20 protein-coding genes are annotated in these 22,283 nt (G+C 73.7%); 8 read left to right on the top strand and 12 right to left on the bottom strand.

Going from position 1 to position 22,283, the window contains the following annotated elements; translation table 11 throughout:
• Positions 1-249: 249 nt before the first annotated feature.
• Complete coding sequence (locus JK356_RS18520; protein WP_201869724.1) at positions 250-1,290, bottom strand: Ku protein; 1,041 nt, start codon at positions 1,288-1,290, stop codon at positions 250-252.
• A gap of 10 nt (positions 1,291-1,300) precedes the next feature.
• Positions 1,301-2,236: a hypothetical protein gene (locus JK356_RS18515; protein WP_307815716.1), complete on the bottom strand. Its 936-nt coding sequence runs from the start codon at positions 2,234-2,236 to the stop codon at positions 1,301-1,303.
• Positions 2,237-2,258: 22 nt separating this feature from the next.
• Here JK356_RS18515 and JK356_RS18510 point away from each other — a divergent pair, with 22 nt between their 5' ends.
• Positions 2,259-2,705: a GNAT family N-acetyltransferase gene (locus JK356_RS18510; RefSeq protein WP_201869716.1), complete on the top strand. Its 447-nt coding sequence runs from the start codon at positions 2,259-2,261 to the stop codon at positions 2,703-2,705.
• 42 nt (positions 2,706-2,747) lie between these two features.
• On the opposite strand, the gene proC is transcribed toward JK356_RS18510, so the two are convergent.
• From proC to JK356_RS18480, 6 genes are all read right to left on the bottom strand, one after another.
• Positions 2,748-3,554 (bottom strand): pyrroline-5-carboxylate reductase, encoded by an 807-nt coding sequence (gene proC / locus JK356_RS18505; protein WP_201869709.1) that lies wholly within the window; start codon positions 3,552-3,554, stop codon positions 2,748-2,750.
• Positions 3,555-3,630: 76 nt separating this feature from the next.
• Positions 3,631-3,948: a hypothetical protein gene (locus JK356_RS18500; RefSeq protein WP_374100676.1), complete on the bottom strand. Its 318-nt coding sequence runs from the start codon at positions 3,946-3,948 to the stop codon at positions 3,631-3,633.
• The gene (locus JK356_RS18495; RefSeq protein ID WP_201869707.1) at positions 3,945-4,307 is read right to left on the bottom strand and encodes a winged helix-turn-helix domain-containing protein; all 363 of its coding nucleotides are present in this window, start codon (positions 4,305-4,307) and stop codon (positions 3,945-3,947) included. The genes JK356_RS18500 and JK356_RS18495 overlap by 4 nt, the downstream gene beginning before the upstream one ends.
• A 90-nt stretch (positions 4,308-4,397) precedes the next feature.
• Positions 4,398-4,895 carry a hypothetical protein gene (locus JK356_RS18490; protein WP_201869706.1) on the bottom strand — a complete coding sequence of 166 codons (498 nt, stop codon included), beginning with the start codon at positions 4,893-4,895 and terminating at the stop codon, positions 4,398-4,400.
• A 112-nt stretch (positions 4,896-5,007) separates the two neighbouring features.
• Positions 5,008-6,852 (bottom strand): dihydroxy-acid dehydratase, encoded by a 1,845-nt coding sequence (gene ilvD / locus JK356_RS18485; protein ID WP_201869704.1) that lies wholly within the window; start codon positions 6,850-6,852, stop codon positions 5,008-5,010.
• Positions 6,853-6,964: 112 nt separating this feature from the next.
• The gene (locus JK356_RS18480; RefSeq protein WP_307815714.1) at positions 6,965-7,807 is read right to left on the bottom strand and encodes a hypothetical protein; all 843 of its coding nucleotides are present in this window, start codon (positions 7,805-7,807) and stop codon (positions 6,965-6,967) included.
• A gap of 36 nt (positions 7,808-7,843) precedes the next feature.
• On the opposite strand from JK356_RS18480, the gene JK356_RS18475 reads away from it, so the two are divergent.
• Positions 7,844-8,794 (top strand): Ppx/GppA phosphatase family protein, encoded by a 951-nt coding sequence (locus tag JK356_RS18475; RefSeq protein ID WP_201869702.1) that lies wholly within the window; start codon positions 7,844-7,846, stop codon positions 8,792-8,794.
• Between the two features lie 9 nt (positions 8,795-8,803).
• On the opposite strand, the gene JK356_RS18470 is transcribed toward JK356_RS18475, so the two are convergent.
• Positions 8,804-9,541 carry an ABC transporter permease gene (locus tag JK356_RS18470; RefSeq protein WP_201869699.1) on the bottom strand — a complete coding sequence of 246 codons (738 nt, stop codon included), beginning with the start codon at positions 9,539-9,541 and terminating at the stop codon, positions 8,804-8,806.
• A complete protein-coding gene (locus JK356_RS18465; protein WP_201869697.1) occupies positions 9,538-10,344 on the bottom strand; it encodes an ABC transporter ATP-binding protein in 807 nt (268 codons plus the stop codon). Before JK356_RS18465 ends, JK356_RS18470 begins: the two co-directional genes overlap by 4 nt.
• A gap of 64 nt (positions 10,345-10,408) precedes the next feature.
• On the opposite strand from JK356_RS18465, the gene JK356_RS18460 reads away from it, so the two are divergent.
• Positions 10,409-11,236: a sugar phosphate isomerase/epimerase gene (locus JK356_RS18460; protein ID WP_201869695.1), complete on the top strand. Its 828-nt coding sequence runs from the start codon at positions 10,409-10,411 to the stop codon at positions 11,234-11,236.
• Positions 11,233-11,925, top strand: coding sequence for a TetR family transcriptional regulator (locus JK356_RS18455; RefSeq protein WP_201869693.1), 693 nt, complete (start codon positions 11,233-11,235; stop codon positions 11,923-11,925). The genes JK356_RS18460 and JK356_RS18455 overlap by 4 nt, the downstream gene beginning before the upstream one ends.
• A gap of 12 nt (positions 11,926-11,937) precedes the next feature.
• Here the strand turns inward: JK356_RS18455 and JK356_RS18450 are convergent, their stop codons facing one another.
• Entirely contained in the window at positions 11,938-13,782 is a 1,845-nt protein-coding gene (locus JK356_RS18450) for a sigma-70 family RNA polymerase sigma factor (protein ID WP_201869691.1), read from the bottom strand.
• Positions 13,783-13,918: 136 nt separating this feature from the next.
• On the opposite strand from JK356_RS18450, the gene radA reads away from it, so the two are divergent.
• Positions 13,919-15,310, top strand: a complete 1,392-nt coding sequence (gene radA, locus JK356_RS18445; RefSeq protein WP_201869689.1) for a DNA repair protein RadA — start codon at positions 13,919-13,921, stop codon at positions 15,308-15,310.
• 144 nt (positions 15,311-15,454) lie between these two features.
• Positions 15,455-16,537 carry a DNA integrity scanning diadenylate cyclase DisA gene (gene disA, locus JK356_RS18440; protein ID WP_236671531.1) on the top strand — a complete coding sequence of 361 codons (1,083 nt, stop codon included), beginning with the start codon at positions 15,455-15,457 and terminating at the stop codon, positions 16,535-16,537.
• 88 nt (positions 16,538-16,625) lie between these two features.
• Here the strand turns inward: disA and JK356_RS18435 are convergent, their stop codons facing one another.
• Positions 16,626-17,579 (bottom strand): multicopper oxidase domain-containing protein, encoded by a 954-nt coding sequence (locus JK356_RS18435; protein ID WP_201869687.1) that lies wholly within the window; start codon positions 17,577-17,579, stop codon positions 16,626-16,628.
• 182 nt (positions 17,580-17,761) lie between these two features.
• Between JK356_RS18435 and JK356_RS18430 the strand changes: the two genes are divergently transcribed.
• Positions 17,762-20,164, top strand: coding sequence for a ThuA domain-containing protein (locus JK356_RS18430; RefSeq protein WP_374100675.1), 2,403 nt, complete (start codon positions 17,762-17,764; stop codon positions 20,162-20,164).
• A gap of 32 nt (positions 20,165-20,196) precedes the next feature.
• Complete coding sequence (locus JK356_RS18425) at positions 20,197-22,155, top strand: OmpL47-type beta-barrel domain-containing protein (protein WP_201869680.1); 1,959 nt, start codon at positions 20,197-20,199, stop codon at positions 22,153-22,155.
• The last annotated feature ends 128 nt before the right edge of the window (positions 22,156-22,283 follow it).

Raw genomic sequence — 22,283 nt, 5'->3', positions numbered from 1 at the left:
GTGGCACCTGAGACTCCCGCTGGTCAGCGGCCTCGCGGGCGGAAACATATGCCCCTGGCGACTACGCGTGGCCGCCCGCCGGTGCGCGCTCCGCGCACGGCACGACCGCCGGGACGTCCTGCCCAAGCAGCCCAGCGCGGCAGCCGCATCCGGATTCCTCTCATGCCGCCGACCGTAACCGGTGGCACTGACAACCAGCGGACCGCTTGCGGCGCCGGTGCCGGTGCCGACGGTCAGCCCGCCCGGTCGTCAGGCGGCTTCCGCTGCCGCCCGCCGGACGGCGTCGGCGAGCTGATCCCGGTTCATCCTGGACCGGCCCCGGACGCCGAGTGCCGACGCCCGCTGGTACAGCTCCTCCTTGCTCATCCCGGCCACGTCCTCGCCCGGCCCCTTCCCGGCGCCGCCGCTCTTCTTCCTGCGCGGCGATCCGCCGCGTGCCGTACCGGACGCCTTGCCAGACGCCTTGCCAGCTGCCTTGCCGGACGGCTTGCCGGAGGTCTCGCTGCCCCGCCCGCGCGTCTGGTCCACGCTGCGCCGCAGCGCGTCCATCAGGTCCACGACATTGGTGGCCTCGGGCGGCCCCTCGGCCGTGACGATCTCCTTGCCCTCCGCCTTCGCCCGCACCAGGTCGCAGACCCGCTCCTCGTAGGTGTCGTGGAAGTCCTCCGGCCGCCAGTCGATGGTCAGGGCGTCGATGAGCTGTTCGGCGGTGCGCAGTTCGGCTTCCGACGCCTGTGCCGCCTGCGGCAGCTCCGGGAGTTCCCGCACGGGGTCGCGCACCTCGTCGGCCCAGTGCAGCGTGTGCAGGACCAGGCACCGCGCCTGGGCCCGCAGCGCGATGAGGTACTGCTTGCCGCGCATGACGAACGTGGCCACGCCCGCCTTGTGCGACCGTTCGAGCGCCTGCCGCAGCAGCTCGTAGACCTTGCCGTATTCCTCGCCGCTGGGGGCCGCGTAGTAGGTGCGGACGAAGTACACCGGCTCGATCGCGTCGAGGTCGACGAAGCCGCTGATGTCGATCGTCCGCGACTTCCCCGGCGCGATGTCCTCCAGTTCCCTGGGCTCGACGATCACGTGCTCGCCCTCGCCCAGGTCGTAGCCCTTGACGATCTGGTCGTAGGAGACGTCCTTCCCGGTGCGCTCGTTGACCTGCTTGCGCCGTACCCGGTCGGAGGTGCCGCGCTGCAACTGGTGGAAGTGCACGGTGTGGTCCTCCGTCGCCGTGAACAGCCGCACCGGCACGGTGACCAGCCCGAACGTCAGCACCCCGCTCCAGATGGGTCTCGCCATCGGTCTCTCCCTACGCCGCTGACGCCGCCGACGCCGCCCCGGCCAGCCGCTCGGCGCGCGCGGCCGCCGCCCGGGCCGCTTCCTCGGCCTCCGCGAGCCGTTCCCGGGACCGCCGCTCCGCCGCCTCGGCCTCGCGCAGCCGCTCGGCGGCCTCCTCGGCCGTCCGCCGGGCGTCGTCCAGCCGGCCGGCCGCGTCGCGGGCCGAGGCGCGGGCGGCGTCCCGCTCCGCGGCGCGGGCGCGGCGCTCCTGTTCCGCTGCCTCCGCCGCCTCGCGGGCGCGCTCGGCGCGCTCGGCGCGCTCGTTCCGCCGCCGGCGCTGGCCACCGGACGGGAGCGGGGCAGCGGCTCCTTCGGCCGGTGCCCGGAAGCCGGCCGGGGCGTGGAGCGGCCTGGTCAGCCGGCCCTCGGCCCAGGCGCGGGCCGCCTCCGGGTCGGCCAGCACGGCGCGCAGCGTGTCCTCGACCTCGCGTTGCGCGTCCGGCCCGATGCGCTGCCCTGCCGCGGCGGTCAGCTCGACGGCCTGCCGCGCGAGGGCGCCGGTCAGCTGGCGCTGGCGGTGCGCGAGCCGCCGCAGCTCTTCGCCTTGCAGCTCGTGGTGCGCCTGGCGCAGCGCCTCGCCCAGGCTCAGCAGCCGGTCGGCCTCCTGAGGCAGCTGGCGGGCGAGGAGGTTGCTCGCCCACGCGGCCAGGGTGGGCCGCCGCAGCCGGCCGATGGTCCGGGCCAGCTCCCGGTCGCCGTCCGACCGCGCCCGGGCCACGGCCTCGTCGCGTGCCGCCGTGAAGTCGCCCGGCCGCAGCCGGTACAGCCGGTCGGCGATGTCCTCCAGCTCCGTTTGGACCTCCCCGGTGACGCGGTGGTTCTCCGCCCAGTGTGGGCCGGGGCCGCCGCCCCCGCACCCGGGCGGCCGGGGTTGCGGCGGCGCGGAAACGCGGCTGCGGCGCGGCACCGGGCCGTGATAGGGCGGGGGCATGAGCGGACGTGGAGACGGCGACGGCGGTGTCGCGGTCCGCGCCGGCGAGGCGGCGGACACGGGCGCGGTGCTGGCGTTCTGGGAGCGCGCGGCGGAGGGCGTGAGCATCAGCGACGACGAGGCGGGCGTGCGCCGGCTCCTGGCGCGTGATCCGGGCGCACTGCTGCTGGCCGAGCGCGGGGACGGCGAGCTGGTGGGCACGGTGATCGCCGGCTTCGACGGCTGGCGCTGCCACCTGTACCGCCTGGCGGTGGCGCCGCAGTGGCGGCGGCACGGGGTGGCCACGGCGCTGCTGGCGGCGGCGGAGCGGCGCTTCGCCGCGCTGGGCGGGCGGCGGGCGGACGCCATGGTGCTGCACCGCAACGACCTGGCCCAGCGGGCATGGCGGGCGCGCGGCTACGTGCTCCAGGAGGAGTGGGGGCGCTGGGTCAAACCGCTCCGGTAGGCCGCGCCGCCGGTGCCCCGCCGGTCACCGGCGGCGGTGCTGTCAGCGCCCTGCGCCGAGTTCGCGGCTGCGGTCGCGTGCCGCCTCCAGCGCGGCGATGAGCGCGGCCCGCACGCCGTGGTTCTCCAGCTCCCGGATCGCGGCGATGGTGGTGCCGCCCGGCGAGGTGACGGCCTCCCGCAGTTTCACCGGGTGCTCGCCGGTGTCCCGCAGCATGACCGAGGCTCCGACGGCGGCCTGCACGACGAGGTCGTGGGCCTTGTCGCGCGGCAAGCCGAGCAGGATGCCCGCGTCGGTCATGGCCTCGACGAGGTAGTAGAAGTAGGCGGGCCCGGAGCCGGACAGCGCGGTGGCGGCGTCCTGCTGGTGCTCCGGGATCCGGAGGGTCTTGCCGACGGCGCCGAAGATTTCCTCGGCGTGTGCCAGGTGCTCCTCGGTGGCGTGGCTGCCCGCCGAGATGACGGACATGCCCTCGTCGACGAGGACCGGGGTGTTGGGCACGACGCGGACGACCGGGATGCCCGCGGTCAGCCTGGACTCCACGAACGCGGTGGTGACGCCGGCGGCCGCGGAGATGACGAGCCGGTCGGCCGGGACGTGCGGCGACAGCTCCTCCAGCAGGGCGCCCATGTCCTGCGGCTTGACGGCGAGGATCAGGATGTCGGCGGTCTTGGCGGCCTCGGCGTTGGTGACGGTCTCCACGCCGTGCCGCTCGCGCAGCGCCGCGGCGCGCTCGGGGCGGCGGGCGGTGGCGAGCAGGTCGGCGGGCGCGCGTCCCGCGCGCAGCATGCCGCCGAGCAGTGCCTCCCCCATCTTCCCGGCGCCGAGGACGGCGATCTTCTGAGTCATGGCCTCATCCTCGCACCCAGGGCGGGGCCGCCCGCAACGAGCCGGCAGGGGCGGAGGCCCGCTGCGCCGGGCCCGGTCAGTCGATCTCCCGCATCATGCGCTCGACGGCGGCCAGGGACTGGCGGGTCTGGGCCATCTCCTCGGTGTAGCGGCGCATGATCTCGGTGTTGTCCTCCAGCAGCTCGGCGTACTTGGCCGCGAGCTTGCGGTACTCGTCCTCCCGGAACGCCAGCATCCGGGCCCGCCAGGTAGCGGCGATCTGCCAGACCAGGACGATCAGCAGGGCGAAGAAGCCAGCCGTGCCGAGCGTGGCCGCTCCCAGGCCGATGAGGTCGTCCGAGGCCGCTATGTCCTCACGGGTGGCGAGGTGCGTCACCGCGTTGACGGCGTTCACGTGGCCTCCTCCTTCTGCGCTTGCTGCGTGCTGCCGGCCTGGTCGTCCGTGAGTGTCCGCGCGGCCTGGGCGATGGTGGCGGGGGTCAGTTCGTAGAGGAAGGGGGCCACGTCGAAGTACTTCATGGCCTTGCCGTCCTGGGACAGCTCCATGGTCCCGGTGACAAGCCCCGCGGCTTCCAGGCGCTGGAGGTGCATGTGGAGGAGCGGGCGGCTCATGCCGATCTGGCGGGCGAGCCGGCTCACGTAGTTCCGCTCGGCGGCGAGTGCGGCCACGATGCGCATCCGGTGCGGATTGCTGAGGGCGTTGAGGACTTTCAGCAGCTGGTCGCCGGTCGGCGGCTGGTCCGGTTCCGGCACCGTGCCTCCTCCCGTCTGTACCCGGCCGCTTCGCACTGCCCGGCAGGTGGTGTCAATTCTTTCTTACAGGTGCCGGCGTGCCGCGACAGGTCACCGCTTCCCGGCGCGCCGCCGCCGGGCCGGGTTGCCGGAGCGCCTGGCGATCCGGCGGCGGTGGCGTTCGAGCGCCGCCTCGTAGTCCGCGCGCCGCAGCCGCTCCCCCGGCGCCTCGACGACCGTGCGGAGCGCGTAGGCCAGGAAGACGCCGACGAAGCCGACGACCTTGATGCTGCGGAACGCCGATTCGTCCGCCCCGCTCTCGGCGGGCTGGGTGTAGCCGTTCCAGGTGCGCGTGAACGCCATGACGGCGCAGAGCACCAGCGCGATGACCGCGAGCACCTGGAGCCAGCCGCTCGTCCCGACGCCGCCGAAGACGAGCGTGAGCAGCACCGTGCCGCCGGCCGCGAGTACCAGCGCGGCCAGGCCCAGGCCCAGACGGCGCACGGCGTAGCCGCCGGTGTGGTCGACCCAGGACGTGCCGTAGAAGCGGATCGGCTCGGGTGCGGGGGCGCGGTCGGAGTCCGGTATGGGCGATGTCGGCTTCGGCATGCGCACGATTATGGCGATCCCGCTCCCAGGCCCCGCAGGACGTCCGTCACAACGCCGGTGGCCCCGGCCAGCGCGTGGTGCGGGCCGGGGCCACCGGTGCGTCCGGGTCGCGTTACTCGCCGAGCAGGGTGACGTCCCGCACCGCGCCCTTGTCGGCGCTGGTGGCCATGGCGGCGTAGGCCCGCAGGGCGCGCGAGACCTTCCGGTCGCGCGCGGCCGGCGCGTACCGGCCGCCGAGTGCCTCGCGGCGCGCCGCCAGCTCCTCGTCGCTGACCTTGAGCTCGATGGTGCGGTTGGGGATGTCGATACGGATCGGGTCGCCGTCGCGGACGAGAGCGATGGTGCCGCCGGCCGCTGCCTCGGGGGAGACGTGGCCGATGGACAGGCCCGAGGTGCCGCCGGAGAACCGGCCGTCGGTGACCAGCGCGCACTTGGCGCCCAGCCCGCGGCCCTTGAGGAACGCCGTCGGGTAGAGCATCTCCTGCATGCCGGGGCCGCCGCGCGGCCCCTCATAGCGGACGACGACGACGTCGCCCTCCTTGACGCGCTTGCCGAGGATGGCCTCGACCGCCTCCTCCTGCGACTCCACGACGACGGCCGGGCCCTCGAACGTCCAGATCGACTCGTCCACGCCCGCGGTCTTCACGACGCAGCCGTCCTCGGCGAGGTTGCCGTAGAGGACGGCCAGGCCGCCGTCGGCGGTGTAGGCGTGCGCGACGTCGCGGATGCAGCCGCTGACGGCGTCGGTGTCCAGCGACTCCCACCGCTCGGACTGCGAGAACGCCTCGGCGGAGCGGCGGCAGCCGGGCGCGGCGTAGAACAGCTCCGTGGCCTCGGCCGACGGCGAGCCGCCCCGGATGTCCCAGGTCTTGAGCCAGTCGGAGAGCGAGGGGCTGTGGATGGCGTGGACGTCCTCGTTGAGCAGCCCGCCGCGCTTCAGCTCGCCCAGGATGGCGGGGATGCCGCCGGCGCGGTGGACGTCCTCCATGTGGTAGCTGCTGTTCGGCGCGACCTTGGACAGGCAGGGCACGCGGCGCGAGATCGCGTCGATGTCCGCCATGGTGAACGCCAGCTCCGCCTCCTGCGCGGCGGCCAGCAGGTGGAGGACGGTGTTGGTCGAGCCGCCCATGGCGACGTCGAGGGCCATGGCGTTCTCGAAGGCGGCGCGGGTGGCGATCGAGCGCGGCAGCACCGCTTCGTCGTCCTCCTCGTAGCGCCGCCTGGCGAGCTCCACGACGGTGCGCCCGGCCTCCTCGTACAGGGCGCGGCGGGCGGTGTGCGTGGCCAGGACGGAGCCGTTGCCCGGCAGGGCCAGTCCGATCGCCTCGACCAGGCAGTTCATGGAGTTGGCCGTGAACATGCCGGAGCAGGAGCCGCAGGTGGGGCAGGCGGCCTCCTCGATGCGGAGCAGGTCCTCGTCGCCCGTGGTGGGAGCGACCGCCTCCGACATGGCGTGGATGAGGTCCAGGCCGGTGCGGACCGTGCCGTCGACCAGGGTCGCCTTCCCCGCCTCCATCGGCCCGCCGGAGACGAAGACCGTCGGGATGTTGAGGCGGAGCGCCGCCATCAGCATGCCGGGCGTGATCTTGTCGCAGTTGGAGATGCAGACCAGGGCGTCGGCGCAGTGCGCCTCGGTCATGTACTCGACCGAGTCGGCGATCAGGTCGCGGGACGGCAGCGAGTAGAGCATGCCGCCGTGGCCCATGGCGATGCCGTCGTCCACCGCGATGGTGTTGAACTCGCGCGGCACGCCGCCGGCGGCCTTGACCGCCTCGGAGACGATGCGGCCGACGGGCTGGAGGTGGGTGTGCCCGGGCACGAACTCGGTGAAGCTGTTGGCCACCGCGATGATCGGCTTCCCGAAGTCCTCGCGCGCTACGCCCGCGGCCCTCAGGAGGGCGCGGGCGCCCGCCATGTTGCGGCCGTGGGTGACAGTCCGGGACCTCAGTTCCGCCATGATGCTGCCCTCTCGTCTCTCAGGCTCTCGGCGAATGGCTATGCCCACGAGGCTACGCCTTGCGCCGCCAGGGGGAACCGGGTTCCCGCGATCCGAGACGCCGCCGGCGCCGTCACGCCCCGGCGGGGTCCGCGGGGTCCGCGGGGTCCGCCGGATGCGGCGCCAGGAGCGGCAGGGAGTGCGCCAGGCGCTGCTCGCACAGCCCGGCGAGGACGTCGTAGGCGGCCTTGCCCATCAGCTCGGTCAGCTCGGGCCGGTAGGTGACGTACAGCGGCTCGGCCGCGCCGTGCGCCGACGGGGAGCCGGTGCACCACCAGTGCAGGTCGTGGCCGCCGGGCCCCCAGCCGCGGCGGTCGTACTCGCCGATGGAGATGTACAGCAGCTGCTCGCCGTCGGGCTGCTCGATCCACTCGAAGGTGCGGCGGATCGGCAGCTGCCAGCACACGTCCGGCTTGGTCTCCAGCGGCTCGCGTCCCTCGGCCAGCGCCAGGGTGTGGAGCGCGCAGCCCTCGCCGCCGGGGAAACCGGGACGGTTGAGGAAGACGCAGGCGCCGTCGACGCGGCGGGTGCGCCGCTCGCCGTCCTCGTCGAGTTCGGTCCAGCCGCGCGGGGAGGTGCCCTCGGCGTGGTACTGCCACGTCTGCGGGGTGAGGCGGGCGGCGTGGGAGGCGACCCGGGCCTCGTCCTCCTCGTCGGAGAAGTGGGCGCCCAGGGTGCAGCAGCCGTCGCTGGCCCGCCCGGCGGCGATGCCCTGGCAGCCGCGCCCGAAGACGCAGTGCCAGCGCGAGGTCAGCCAGGTCAGGTCGCAGCGGAAGACCTGCTCGGGGTCGTCGGGGTCGGGGAACTCCACCCAGGCCCGGGGGTGGTCGAGCGGGACCTCCTCGCCCTCGGCGCGCCGCCGCGCGCCGTCGTACCGCTCCGGTCTGGCCTGCTTCGCCCTGTTCGTCTTGGCCACCCCGCCAGCGTAAGCCGCCCGGTAGCGTGGTCGTCCATGAGACTCGGGGTTCTCGACGTGGGGTCGAACACCGTCCATCTGCTGGTGGTTGACGCGCATCCCGGGGCGCGCCCGCTGCCCGCTTACTCACACAAGGCCACGCTGCGGCTGGCCGAGCTGCTCGACGACCAGGGCGCGATAGGGCCCGACGGGGTGGAACGGCTCGCCGAGACGGTGCGCGAGGCGCGCGCGGTCGCGGAGGAGCAGGGGGTGGCGGAGCTGCTGCCGTTCGCGACGTCGGCCGTGCGGGACGCCAGCAACGCGGACGCCGTGCTGGACACCGTCGAGGAGCGCTCCGGGGTACGGCTGACGGTGCTCTCCGGCGAGGACGAGGCGCGGCTGACGTTCCTCGCGGCGCGGCGGTGGCTGGGCTGGTCGGCGGGCCGGCTGCTGCTGTTCGACATCGGGGGCGGCTCGCTGGAGATCGCGTACGGGACGGACGAGGCGCCGGACGTCGCGGTGTCGCTGCCGCTGGGCGCGGGGCGGCTGACGGCGGCGCGGCTGCCGGGAGACCCGCCGGCGCCGGCGGACGTGCGCGCGCTGCGGCGGGACGTGCGCGGCCAGGTCGCCGACGTGGTGGGGAGGTTCGCCCGGCTCGGGACGCCGCACCGGGTCGTGGCCACCTCGAAGACGTTCCGGCAGCTGGCGCGGATCGCGGGGGCGGCTCGCTCGGGCGAGGGGCTGTACGTGCGCCGCGACCTGAACCGTGACGACCTGCGGAGCTGGAGCGCGAAGCTGGCCGGGATGACGGTGCGGGAGCGGGCGGAGCTGCCGGGGGTCTCGGCCAGCCGCGCGCCGCAGCTGCCGGCGGGGGCGATCGTGGCGGAGGCGGCGCTGGACCTGTTCGGGGTGGAGTCGGTGGAGATCTGCCCGTGGGCGCTGCGGGAGGGCGTGATTCTGCGGCGCCTGGACCGGATGCGCAACGGGGACGGCGGCAACGGCGACTGAGGCCCGCGCTCAGGGCGTGCGGCGGCGGAGCGTGGCGGCGCCGAGGACCAGGACGCCGAGTGCGGTGCCGGAGACGACGAGCACGTCGCGCACGTAGTCGCCGGTGACGCCGGCACTGGCGAGCACCTCGTTCATGCCGTCGACCGAGTAGGACATCGGCAGCACGTGGGAGACGTACTCCAGCACCGGCTGCATGGAGTCGCGCGGCGCGAACAGCCCGCACAGCAGGATCTGCGGGAAGATCACGGCCGGCAGGAACTGCACGGCCTGGAACTCCGTGGCGGCGAACGCCGAGACGAACAGGCCGAGCGCGGTGCCGAGCAGGGCGTTCAGCAGGGCCACGAGCAGCAGCAGCCACGGCGAGCCCGCGATGTCCAGGTCGAGGAACCACAGGGCGACGCCCGTGGCCAGTCCCGCCTGGAGCACGGCCAAGAGGCCGAACGCCAGGGCGTAGCCGGCGATCAGGTCCCCCTTGCCCAGCGGCATCACCAGCAGCCGCTCCAGCGTGCCCGAGGTGCGTTCGCGGAGCGTGGCGATGGAGGTGACCAGGAACATCGTCACCATCGGGAAGATGCCCAGCAGCGAGGCGCCGATGCGGTCGAAGGCGGCCTGTTCGGAGTCGAAGACGTAGAAGAGCAGCACCAGCAGGAAGACCGGCACCAGCAGCAGCAGCGCGATGGTACGGCGGTCGTGGCCGAGCTGGCGCAGGACGCGGCGGGCGGTGGCGGTGGTGCGGACGGGGCTCATCGCGGACCTCGCTCCTCGTGTCGTATCGGCTGGCCGTCCTCGCGGTCCTCGTCGACGAGGCGGAGGAACGCGCCCTCGACGGTGCCGCCGCCCCGCGCGCGCAGCGCCTCGGGCGTGTCGTCGGCGAGGAGGCGGCCCTCACGCATCAGCAGCAGCCGCTGGCAGCGGTCGGCCTCGTCCATCACGTGCGAGGAGATCAGGAGGGTGGCGCCGCGCTCCGCCGCGATGCGGTGGAACAGGTTCCACAGGTCACGGCGGAGCACGGGGTCGAGGCCGACCGTCGGTTCGTCGAGCACCAGCAGCTCGGGGGTGCCGAGAAGGGCGACGGCCAGGGAGACGCGGGAGCGCTGGCCGCCGGAGAGGCTGCCAGTGAGCTGCCCGGCCTGCGGCGCCAGATCCACGTCGCGCAGCGCCGCCTCGACCTGTCGGGGCCGCTCGTCGCGGGGGACGCCGAGCACGGCGGCGAAGTAGTCGAGGTTCTGCTGCACGGTGAGGTCGTTGTAGACGGACGGCGCCTGCGTGACGTAGCCGATGCGGTGGCGGAGCGCGGCGCTGCCCGCGGGCTGGCCGAGCACCTGGAGGGTGCCGGCGACCCTGGCCTGGGCGCCGGTGATGGCCCGCATCAGTGTCGTCTTCCCGCAGCCGGAGGGGCCGAGCAGGCCGGTCACGGTGCCGCGGGGCACGGAGAACCCGAGGTCTGCCAGCACCCGGCTGCCGCCGCGGTCGACGCGCAGGCCGCTGGCGAAGACCGCCGGTTCTGCGGGGCTGCCGGGCGGGGCACCCTCACCCGTTTTATTCATCATGCGTTGAATACTTCTCGCCGCTGGTGGACCTGTCAAGCGGAAGGGCACCCGTAGGCTGGTCGCCGTGTCACGTCACGTACCGGACTCCCACGCGAAGGTCGCCCTGTCCACGGCCTCCGTGTACCCGGAGAACACCGAGGCGGCCTTCGAGATCGCGGCCCGTCTCGGCTACGACGGGGTGGAGGTGATGGTGTGGACCGACCCGGTCAGCCAGGACATAGCCGGGCTGGCCCACCTGTCCGAGCGCACGGGCGTGCCCGTCCTGGCCGTGCACGCCCCGTGCCTGCTGGTCACGCAGCGGGTGTGGTCCAGCGACCCCTGGCGCAAGCTCCAGCGGGCACGCACCGCCGCCGAGCGCCTGGGCGCCAGCACGGTCGTGGTGCACCCGCCCTTCCGGTGGCAGCGGGCCTACGCGCGCGGCTTCGTCGCGGGCATCGGGCGGATGGCCGGCGAGACCGACGTCCGGTTCGCCGTGGAGAACATGTACCCCTGGCGCTACCGGGACCGCGAGATGCAGGCGTACGCCCCCGGCTGGGACCCCACGGCCCACGACTACCGCCACATGACGCTCGACGTCTCCCACGCCGCGACCGCCCGCACCGACGTGCTGGCGATGGCCGACCGCATGGGCGACCGGCTGGCCCACGTGCACCTGGGGGACGGCACCGGCTCCGGCAAGGACGAGCACCTGGTGCCGGGCCACGGCGCCCAGCCCTGCGCGCGGCTGCTGGAGCTGCTGGCCGCGCGCGGCTACGGCGGGCACGTCGTCGTCGAGGTGAACACGCGGCGCGCGATGTCCTCGGCCGTGCGGGAGGCCCAGCTGGCGGAGGCGCTCGCCTTCGCCCGCCGGCATCTAAAGACGTCACCCGCGCCCCTTGGGGAGTCGCCGTGACCGCGCGGGCCGGCGCGCCGGCCGGCGCAGACGCGGACGGCGCGCCCCGCCGCGGCCGGGGGCGCCCCCGGCGCGCGCCCGACGGTGCCGGAGGCCCCGCGACGCGCGAGCGCATCCTCGCCTCGGCGCGGGAGGCCTTCTCCGCCAGCGGCTACGACAAGGCATCGGTGCGCGCCATCGCGCGCGGCGCCGGGGTCGACCCCGCGCTGGTCCACCACTACTTCGGCACCAAGGAAGGCGTCTTCTCCGCCGCCGTCGCGCAGGCCGCCGGACCGGCCGCCGAGGCACTGGCGTCGGTGCGGCACTACGGCCCCGACGAGTTCAGCGAGCGGTTCACCCGCGTCTTCGTCGGCGTCTGGGAGGACCCGGCGCTGCGCGCCCCGCTGCTGGCCCTCATCCGCTCGGCGCTGACCAACGAGACCGCGACCCGGATCGTCCGGGACTTCGTGGCCACCCACCTGGTGCCCCAGGTCGCCGGCAAGGCCACGGGCAGCGGCGGCGACGAGCGGCTGCGCGCGGAACTGGCCGCCTCGCAGCTCGTCGGCGCCATGCTGCTGCGCTACCTGCTGCGCGTGGAGCCCCTCGCCAGCGCCAGTGCCGAGCAGCTCATCACCCGGCTGGCGCCGGCCGTGCGCCACCACCTCACCGGTGGTTCCCGCGACGGCGTCACCGGCGGTCGGGGCGCCTGAACCGGGCGGGGCTCAGGCCGCCGGCCCGGCCGGGTCCTCGGCGGGCGGCTCGGTGCCCGCCGGATCCCCGGGATCCTCCGGCTCACCGGGATCCCCGGGCGGCGTGGTGCCCGGGTCCCCGGCTTCCCCGCCGCCGCTGCCCTCTCCCTCGACGGTGATCACCGCGGCGGCGGGCTCCACCGTGATCTGCCCCTGCCAGGCGCCCGCGGGCTCGCGCTCCCGGTCCACCGTCACCTCGATCACGGCCGTCTCCCCCGGACTGAGCGTGCCCGACACGTCGCTGAGCAGCAGCCACTCGACGTCGGAACGGGCGGTCCACGACACATCAGAGCCGCCGGAGGCGGTGAGCGTGATGCGCGTTCCGGTAGCCGTGGCCACGGCGTGCGCCGTGAGCCGGCCGGGGGCAGCCTCCGCCTCGTCCCGGGGCCGGCCGGTCCCCGCCGTGCCGGAGCCGCCGTCCTCCGGCGCCCCGCCGCCCGGGCCCGGCGCGGCCCCGTCGGCCGCCTGGCCCGAGGGGAACGCCGCGTCACCGTCCTCGCGCGCCGCCCCGCCGCCGTCCGCCGCCGGGCCGCCGTCGCGGCTGCGCCCGGTGTTCTCGAACCCCGCGCCGAAGCCGGTCCCGGCGGTCGTCTCGCCGTCGGCGGCGGCCGCCGGGCCGTCGGTCCGTGCCTCGCCGGTGCGGGGCGCGTTCTCGTACGCGGCCCACAGCGCCATCACGGGCGCCGCGAGCACGGTGACCACGACCGTGCCCGTCATGGCGCGGTGGCGCAGCCGCTCGCGCCGCGCCGCCCGGTCGCGCTCGGGCAGCGGGAAACCGGCCCGGTCGTACCGCGGGGTGTGCTGCGAGCGGGCCCGGCGCAGCGCGAGCCGCGCCGCGTGCACGGCGGGCAGCGGGGCGGCGAGCACGGGCAGCCGGGCAGAGCGCGAGCCGCGCCGGGCCGGGCGGTGCCCGCCGGCGGAGGCCCGCGCGTGCTGGGCGACCAGGCGGCAGGAGGGGCACTCGTCCACGTGCCGCACCAGCTCCCGGCGGAGCGAGGGGCCGAGCAGCAGCCAGGGATCCTCGCCCGACAGCGAGGCCGCCGCCGGGCAGCCGCTGCTCTCGACGGCGGCCAGCGCGCCGCGCGTGCGCTCCACCTCGCGGGCGGCGGCGGTCAGCAGCGAGCGCGCGGCCTCAGGCGTCAGCCGCAGCACGCGCGCGATCTCCTCGGCGGCCAGCTGGTGGCGGACCGCCAGCTCCAGCGCCTCGCGCTGGTCCGGGGTGGTGCCCGCGGCCTCGGGCCAGGCGAGCGCGGCCAGCTCCTGCCGCCGCCGCTGCGCGTCCTCGCCGGCGGGGCGCGGCACGTACGGCTCGGCGCCGTGCCGCTTCCGCTTCCGGCCGCGTCCCCGCGCGGCGTCGCGGTTCTCCGCCAGGCGGCGCAGGCAGGCCCAGCGGGCGAGCGCGTAGAGCCAGGCCCGGCGCAGCCGCGGGTCGGCGGGGCGGCGGCCGCGCTCATGCTGCCGCTCGGCCAGTGCCAGCGCCTCGCCGAGCGCGGCCGTGGCCGCGTCGTGCTCGCACATGATGGACAGGCAGTAGGTGAACAGGCCGTCCAGATAGGCCTCGTCGTAGGCCGCGGCGCGGCTGGCGGTGCTGCCGTCCGTCCCGTCCGGCGCGTCCGGCGCGGCGGCGGCGCCGCGCGTCGCGTGCCGGCCCCGGCCGGCGGAGGCTGCCTGGGCCGTGCGGGCCGTGGGGGCCGCGTTTGCGGCGTGGGCGGCATGGGCGGGGCGCGCACGCGCGCGGCCGGAGTGCTCGGTCGCCCGGTGACCCGTCCGGCTCGCTCCGGACAGGGCTTCGGGTCGTTCGCGGCTGCGTGTGGTCACGCCGTGACCGTAGGCGCAGGGCGGGTGCGCGCCGAACCCGCACCGGCGATGTTCCCCCGATCGGGTGAGAGTGGCGGGCATCCGAGCGACGGCCGCACGGGGCTGGCTGTCAGTGGCGGGCGGTAGCGTTCCGGGTATGGCGCGCAAGGCAGACCGTTCCTCGTACCGCTGCTCCGAGTGCGGCTGGACCACGGCGAAGTGGCTCGGCCGCTGTCCCGAGTGCCAGTCGTGGGGCACGGTCGAGGAGGTGGGCGCCGCCCCGGCGGTGCGGACGGCCGCCGCCGCGCGCGTGGCCTCACCGGCGGTGCCCATCGGCCAGGTGGAGGGCAAGCGCGTCGCGGCCCGGAGCACGGGGGTGCCGGAGCTCGACCGGGTGCTGGGCGGCGGCCTGGTGCCGGGCGCGGTGGTGCTCGTCGCGGGTGAGCCGGGCGTCGGCAAGTCCACGCTGCTGCTGGATGTCGCCGCCAAGTCCGCCACGGAGCAGCACCGGACGCTGTACGTGACGGCGGAGGAGTCGGCGGGCCAGGTGCGGCTGCGCGCGGACCGCATCGGCGCGCTGCGCGACCACCTGTACCTGGCGGCGGAGACCGACCTGGCTTCCGTGCTCGGCCAGTTGGACACGGTGAAGCCGGATCTGCTGGTGCTGGACTCGGTGCAGACGGTGGCCTCGGGGGAGATCGACGGCGCGCCGGGCGGCATGGCGCAGGTCCGCGAGGTGGCGGGGGCGCTGATCCGGGCGTCCAAGGAACGCGGGATGTCGACGCTGCTGGTGGGGCACGTCACCAAGGACGGCGCGATCGCCGGCCCGCGGCTGCTGGAGCACCTGGTCGATGTCGTGCTGCACTTCGAGGGCGACCGGCACGCGCGGCTGCGTCTGGTGCGGGGCGTGAAGAACCGCTACGGGCCGACGGATGAGGTGGGCTGCTTCGAGCTGCACGACGAGGGGATCACCTCGCTCGCCGATCCCTCCGGCCTGTTCCTGACCCGGCGCGACGAGCCGGTGCCGGGGACCTGCCTGACCGTCACGCTGGAGGGCCGCAGGCCGCTGGTGGCCGAGGTGCAGGCGCTGACGGTGGCCACGCAGATCCCCTCGCCGCGGCGCACCACGTCGGGCCTGGAGACCTCCCGGGTGTCGATGGTGCTCGCGGTGCTGGAGCAGCGCGGCCGCATCCCTGCCCTGGGGAAGAACGACATCTACACCGCGACCGTGGGCGGGGTCCGGCTGACGGAGCCGGCCGCCGATCTGGCGGTGGCCCTGGCGCTGGCCAGCGCGGCGGGCGACACCCCGCTGCCGCAGAACCTGGTGGCCGTCGGCGAGGTGGGGCTCGCGGGCGAGGTGCGGCGGGTGACGGGCGTGCAGCGGCGGCTGGCGGAGGCGGCCCGCCTCGGTTTCACGCACGCGCTGGTGCCGGTGGACTCGGGTGACGTACCAGCCGGGATGCGGGTGCGGGAGGTGGCGGACATAGGCGAGGCGCTGCGGGTGCTGCCGCGGGCGCGGCGGGCGCAGCGGGCGGCGGAGGAGGACTGAGGGGAGCGGATCGGCGGAGGGCGCGGCGTGGTGCGCCGGTAGACTCGTGGGCGCAAAGGGCAGATTCGTCCGCTGGATCCGTGTCCGCGAGGCGCTGCCGCCAGTTCGTCGAGGAAGTCCGCTGTTCGGTCACCGGAGGAGCGCATGGCAGCCAGCGACCGGCCCACGCTGCGCGCCGCGCTGAGCGCCGTCGCCCCCGGCACGCAGCTGCGGGACGGGCTCGAACGGGTGCTGCGGGGGAACACCGGCGGTCTCATCGTGCTCGGCATGGACCGCACGGTCGAGGCGCTGTGCACGGGCGGTTTCGTGCTGGACGTGGAGTTCACGGCGACGCGGCTGCGGGAGCTGTGCAAGCTGGACGGCGCGGTGATCGTGGACCGTGACATCTCCCGGATCGTCCGGGCGGGCGTGCAGCTGGTGCCCGACCCGAGCATCCCGACCGAGGAGACGGGTACGCGCCACCGCACGGCGCAGCGGGTGTCGATCCAGACCGGCTTCCCGGTGGTGTCGGTGAGCCGCTCGATGCGGCTGGTCGCGCTGTATTTGAACGGGCAGCGGCGGGTGCTGGAGGACTCGGGCGCGATTCTGTCGCGGGCCAACCAGGCGCTGGCCACGCTGGAGCGGTACAAGCTGCGGCTGGACGAGGTGACGGGCACGCTCTCGGCGCTGGAGATCGAGGACCTGGTCACGGTGCGGGACGTGGCGGTGGTGGCGCAGCGGCTGGAGATGGTGCGCCGGATCGCCGCCGAGATCGCCGAGTACGTGGTGGAGCTGGGCACGGACGGGCGGCTGCTGTCGCTTCAGCTGGACGAGCTGATCGCGGGGGTGGAGCCGGAGCGGCAGCTCATCGTGCGGGACTACCTGCCGGAGACGGGCGGCAAGCGGTCGCGGAAGGTGAGTGCGGCGATCGCGGAGCTCGATGCGCTGGGCCATGCCGACCTGCTGGAACTGCCCGCGGTGGCGCGGGCGCTGGGGTACAGCGCGACGCCGGAGTCGATGGACAGTGCCGTCTCGCCGCGCGGGTTCCGGCTGCTGGCGAAGGTGCCGCGGCTGCCGGGCCTGGTCATCGACCGGCTGGTGGACCACTTCGGCGGGCTCCAGAAGCTGCTGGCCGCCAGCGTGGACGACCTGCAGGCGGTGGACGGCGTCGGCGAGACGCGGGCGCGGTCCGTGCGCGAGGGGCTGTCCCGGCTGGCCGAGTCGTCGATCCTCGAGCGGTACGTGTAGCCGGCGCGGGCCGGCGCCGCTGCCCGGCCGCGGGCCCGGCCGCCCCGCGGGGCACAGGCGGGGGGCGGCCGGGGCGCGGTCGCGCGGGTCAGCCGTGGCCGCCGGGCGGGTCGCCCGGGACGGTCCCGTCCTCGTTGGTGACGGTGAAGATGCCGGCCATGCCCATGTCGGAGTGGCTCTGCACGTGGCAGTGGTACATCCAGTGCCCGGGGCCCACGTGTTCACCCGCGATGAACTGGAAGCCGAACGAGTCGGCGGGTCCGGTGATCTTGTTGTCGATGATGCGGCTGGGGTCGTTCTCGTCGACGAGCATGCCGGTGCGGTTGTCGGCCCAGCGGTGCCCGTGGAGATGGAACGTGTGGTAGTACTCGCCGTGCGTGATCATGATGATCTCGCAGCGCTCGCCGAGCTTGGCGGTGAAGTGCGGTGTCTCGTCTCCCGTCCGGTTGTTGATCGTCATGTCGTTGAAGACGATCGTGAACTGCTTGTCCGGCAGGATGTCGCCCCGGCGCCGCACCACCAGCGGCCCGTAGAGCCCCTTCTGAAGGCCCAGGGTGCCGTGCTCGGTGCCCACGACGTGGTCGTGGTAGTGCCAGTAGCCGGCGCTGCCGGGGATGACCGTGCCGTCCTCGCGGCGCCCGGGGGCGTGGGTGTTCCAGGTGTACAGGCGGCTCTCGCCGGGCTGCACGGCGCCGTCGTTCATCGCCGTGCCGTCGCTGTCGATGGCGTAGTCCACGCCGTGGACGTGGAGGCTGACGGGGACATCGAGGTTGTTGACGAGGTCGATCTGGAGCGTGTCGCCCTCGTACATCTCCAGCAGCGGGCCGGGGATCGTGGCCTTGCCCGGTTCGAGCCCGTAGCCCATCTCCCCGTTGGGGAGCGGCTCCGCGTACATGGTGATGCGGCGGACCTCGCCCTGGGCGGGAGCCGCCGCTGGCTGGCGCGACGCCTGTCCGATCGCCGCCGCGAGGCCGGCGGGTGCGATGGCCGCCGCGGCGGCCCCGCTGGTGAATGATCGTCGGGAGAAGACTGGTCGCCGCATGTGCTTGCGCCTTCCTCGATCACCTGTTCAGTCCGACGGCGCCTCATGCTAGATCTCGCCCGAAGTTTGTCCAGCCCTTGGACAAAGTTTCAATCTTCACGGTCAAAGTCATTGGCTACTCGGCAAAAGGTGTCTAGCTTCCTAGAACGTTGCTGCTGTCACCTGAGAAGGGCGGGCGAGCTATGGGCCGCAAGCCACAGGTTGTGGCGCTCGCGGTGACCATGCTGGTCACCATGCTGGGGACGGTCCCGGCCGCAGCGGGAGCCGAGGAGGCCAGCCAGCTGCCGGGGAGCGAGACTCCCACGGTGCTGGTCTTCCACGGCCCCGACGCGCCGCCGGAGCGGACACAGGCCGGAATCGAGGCGGTTGAGGCCATCTCGGCCCAGGGCCCCAGCGACGAGCACTTCGACGTGGAGACGACGGACGACCCCGCCGTCTTCCACCCCACCGAGCTGATGGACTACAACGCCGTCGTCTTCCTCTCGGCGGAGGGCGCGGTGCTGAATGACAGTCAGGAATCCGCACTCCAGAACTACATCCGGATGGGCGGAGGCTTCGTCGGCGTGCACGACGCGGCGCTCGCGCAGCCGGAGTCCGAGTGGTTCACCGGGCTGATCGGGGCGCGCCCCGAGGGCGGCACCGGCGAGGTCCAGACGGCCGTCGTGGAGACCGGTGACCGCGTCAACCCGGCCACCCGCGGCATCCCGCTGGAGTGGTCCCGCCGCGACGTGTGGTTCAACTGGGAGACCAACCCCTCCGGCCAGGTCCACACCCTGGCCCGGGTCCGGGAGTCCAGCTACGAGCCCGGCGAGGGCGCCGAGGGCTGGGACCACCCGATCTCCTGGTGCCGGGACTACGACGGCGGCCGGTCGTTCTACACCGGCATGGGCGGCACCGTCTCCAGCTTCACGGAGGAGAGCTTCCGCAAGCACCTGCGCGGCGCGCTGCTGTGGACCAGCCGCCTGACCCGGGCCGACTGCCAGGCGACGATCGACGCCAACTACGTGGCGGAACGCCTCACCGAGCCCAACACGCCCGGTGAGCTGGACCAGATCGGCGAGCCGCACGGCCTCGACATCGCCGACGACGGCCGGGTGTTCTACATCGGCCGCGGCGGCGCCGCACCGGACGCCCCCGTGGTGACCGACTGGGACGACCCCCAGGTCGGGCTCGGCCAGGGCACCGTGCACGTCTACGACCCCGCCACCGGCGAGGTGTCGCTCGCGGCCTCGCTGGAGGTCTTCGGCAACAAGGGCAACGGCGAGGAGCTGGTCAAGAACGAGGAGGGCCTGCTTGGCATCGCCCTCGATCCCGGCTTCCTCGACAACAACTGGATCTACCTGCACTGGACGCCGCACTCCGAGATCGACCGCGAGACGCACATGGCCGAACGCCGCGTCTCCCGCTTCACGTTCGACCCGGAGTCCAGCACGCTCGACCTGTCCTCCGAGCAGGTCCTGCTGTCCTGGCCGGTGCAGATCCACAGCTGCTGCCACGCCGGCGGCGGCATGGACTTCGACTCGGAAGGCAACCTCTACATCGCCACCGGCGACAACAACTCCTCGGGATTCTCCGATGGTTACTCCGGCAACAACCCGGAGCCGCAGTTCGAGGGCGTCTCGTTCGCGGACGCCCGCCGCACCGCCGGGAACACCAACAACCTCAACGGCAAGATCCTGCGGATCCACCCCGAGGACGACGGCACGTACACCATCCCCGAGGGCAACCTCTTCACCGGCGAGGAGGAAGGCGGCGGCAAGACCCGCCCCGAGATCTACGTGATGGGCGTGCGCAATCCCGCCCGGATCGCGATCGACCCCGAGACCGACTGGCTCTACGCGGGCTGGGTCGGCCCGGACGCCTCCGAACCCAGCCCCGTCTGGGGACCGGCCAAGTACGACACGTTCGCCGTCATCACCGAGGCGAGCAACCAGGGCTGGCCGTACTGCATGGGCAACAACCAGCCCTACCGGGACCGCAACCTGCCCGACCCGTCGCAGCCGCTCGACTGGTACGACTGCGACAACCTCCGGAACGAGTCCCCGCACAACGACGGCCTGGTGGAGCTTCCCCCCGCCTCGCCGAACAACATCTGGTACTCGCCCCAGGGCGGCGCTCCCGACTTCCCGCGCGACGCCAACGGCGTGCCCAGCTACGACCTGGACGAGCAGACGCTGCTGCTGCCGTGGCTGACCGGCGGCGGCCAGGCCACCATGAACGGCCCGGTCTACCGCTACGACGAGTCCGCCGACAGCGGCGTCCAGTGGCCCGAGTACTGGGACGGCAAGTGGTTCGTCGGCGACTTCTACGACGGCGACCAGCCGCGCCACGCCGTGGTGATGGACCCCGGCACGGTCGAGAACGGCGGCCTGCCGGTCCACGCCGAGTCCCTGGACCGCATCATCCCGGCCGGCGAGGGCGGCATCCGCAACCTGATGGACTGGAAGTTCGCCCCTGACGGCTCGCTGTACGTCCTCGACTACGGCCGCGGCTTCTTCACCGTCGACGACGAGGCCGCGCTGTGGCGCGTGACCTACGAGGGCGGCCCGCCCACGCCGGCGCCCGCCGACCTCGCCCGCCCGTGATCACCAGAAGGACCAGAAGGGAGGAATGAGCGATGACCACGCGCTGTCCGCGCCCGCGGTCCGCACCCGCGGCACCGCGGCTGCTGGCCCTGCTGGTGACCCTGTGCCTGGCGGCGCTTGCCCTGGGCACGCTGCCGCAGGCCCGCGCCGACCAGACCTCAGGCGGTGAGGTGCGGCAGGAGCAGGTGCTGACGTGGACCGCCGACGACGACATCACCCGCTACAAGTCGGCACCGCAGACGGCGGTCGCCGGCGAGGCGACGATCGTCTTCGAGAACAGCGCGGCCACCGGCAACACCACCGGCATGCCGCACACCCTGACGTTCACGACGTCCAACCCCGACTACAACAGCGACGTCAGCGTCAACATCATGGCCAGCCCCAACGACGCCAACGGCGGCCGCTACGAGGTCCAGGTCACCCTGTCCCCCGGCGTCTACCACTACCACTGCACCATCCCCGGACACGGCCAGATGCAGGGCGAACTGGTCGTCACTGAGGACGGCGGCGGCGGCGAGGACACCACTCCGCCGGAGGTCACGGCCACCGTCGACGGCGAGCAGAACGACGACGGCGCCTACATCGGCAGCGCCACCGTGACCCTGACGGCGACCGACACCGGCTCGGGCGTCGACACCATCGAATACGCCCTGAACGGCGGCGACTTCCAGCCGTACGAGTCCCCCATCGTCCTCAGCGAGCCGGGCGAGCACACCCTCGCCTACCGCGCCACCGACGTGGCGGGCAACGCCTCCGAGGAGCAGACGACGACGGTGGAAGTCGTCGCGCCCTCCGGCGACGACACCACGCCGCCGCAGGTGACCGCCGCGGTCGACGGCGAGCGGAACGACGACGGCGCCTACCTGAACATGGCGACCGTCACGCTTGCGGCCACCGACGCGGACTCCGGCGTGGCCTTGATCGAGTACGCCCTGAACGGCGAGGAGTTCACGGAGTACACCGAGCCGGTCATGGTGCACAGCGCGGGCGAGCACACCCTGCACTACCGCGCGACCGACAACGCGGGGAACTCCTCGGAGCCCGGCACGGTGGAGTTCACCATCGTGGCGGACGACGGCGGGGGCGGCGAGCAGCCCGCCACCTGCCCGGAGGCCGACGGCCGCCCGCTGGTGGTCGTGGGCGAGGAGTGGACCAACGTCCCCAACCGCGTCACCCCCGACGGCTGCACGGTCAACGAGGTGATCGAGGACGAGCGCGGCTGGTCCTCCCACGGCTCGTTCCTCACCCACGTGCGGGAGGTGACCGCCGAGCTGGTCGCCGACGGCGTCATCGACGAGGCGGGCCGCCAGGAGATCAGGGACGCCGCCGACCGCTCGGACGTCGGCGAGCCGGGCAACCGCGAGGGCTACGAGAAGATCTTCGACGGCACCGCGCAGTCCTTCGACCGGTGGTCGCACGTCGGCGGCGGCGCATTCGAGCTGAACGACGACGGCACCATCACCTCCAGCACCTCCGTCGAGGGCATGGGCATGCTGTGGTTCCCCGAGACGGAGTACGAGGACTTCTCGCTGCGCTTCCAGTTCCGCGATGACGCCGCCTCGGGGCGCGCCAACAGCGGCGTCTTCGTGCGCTTCCCGAGGGTGCACAACCACCCGGAGGAGGACCGCCCGGAGTGGGTCGCCATCGAGTACGGCCACGAGATCCAGATCTACGACGGCCCGACCGGCGACCAGTACAAGACCGGCTCCGTCTACGGCTTCGACCTCATCAACCACGGCGAGGCCGGGACGACGCCCAAGGGCGTGTGGAACGACTACGAGATCCGCGTCGTCGACCAGCACTACTGGATCTACCGCAACGGGCTGCTGATCAACGAGTTCGAGAACGCCCCGGGCCAGCTGTTCTCCCCGCCGCGCGCCGACGACCCCGGCACCGACGGGCGGCAGAACGACTCGGGCTACATCGGGCTCCAGGCTCACAGCACCTCGGACACGATGACCTTCCGGGACATCCGCATCCGGAACCTGTGACCGTGTAGCTCCGGCAGCTCACCCGCAGGGGCCCGCCGCGTGCACGCGGCGGGCCCCTGCCGCGCGTGAGAAGATCGGATGTCTGTCCCGCGGCTACGCCCAACAGACCGCACAAACACGGACCTTGA

Source organism: Streptomyces sp. 7-21 (assembly GCF_016741785.1).
Taxonomy (GTDB): Bacteria; Actinomycetota; Actinomycetes; order Streptomycetales; family Streptomycetaceae; genus Streptomyces.
This window is presented reverse-complemented; position numbering and strand designations above follow the sequence as displayed.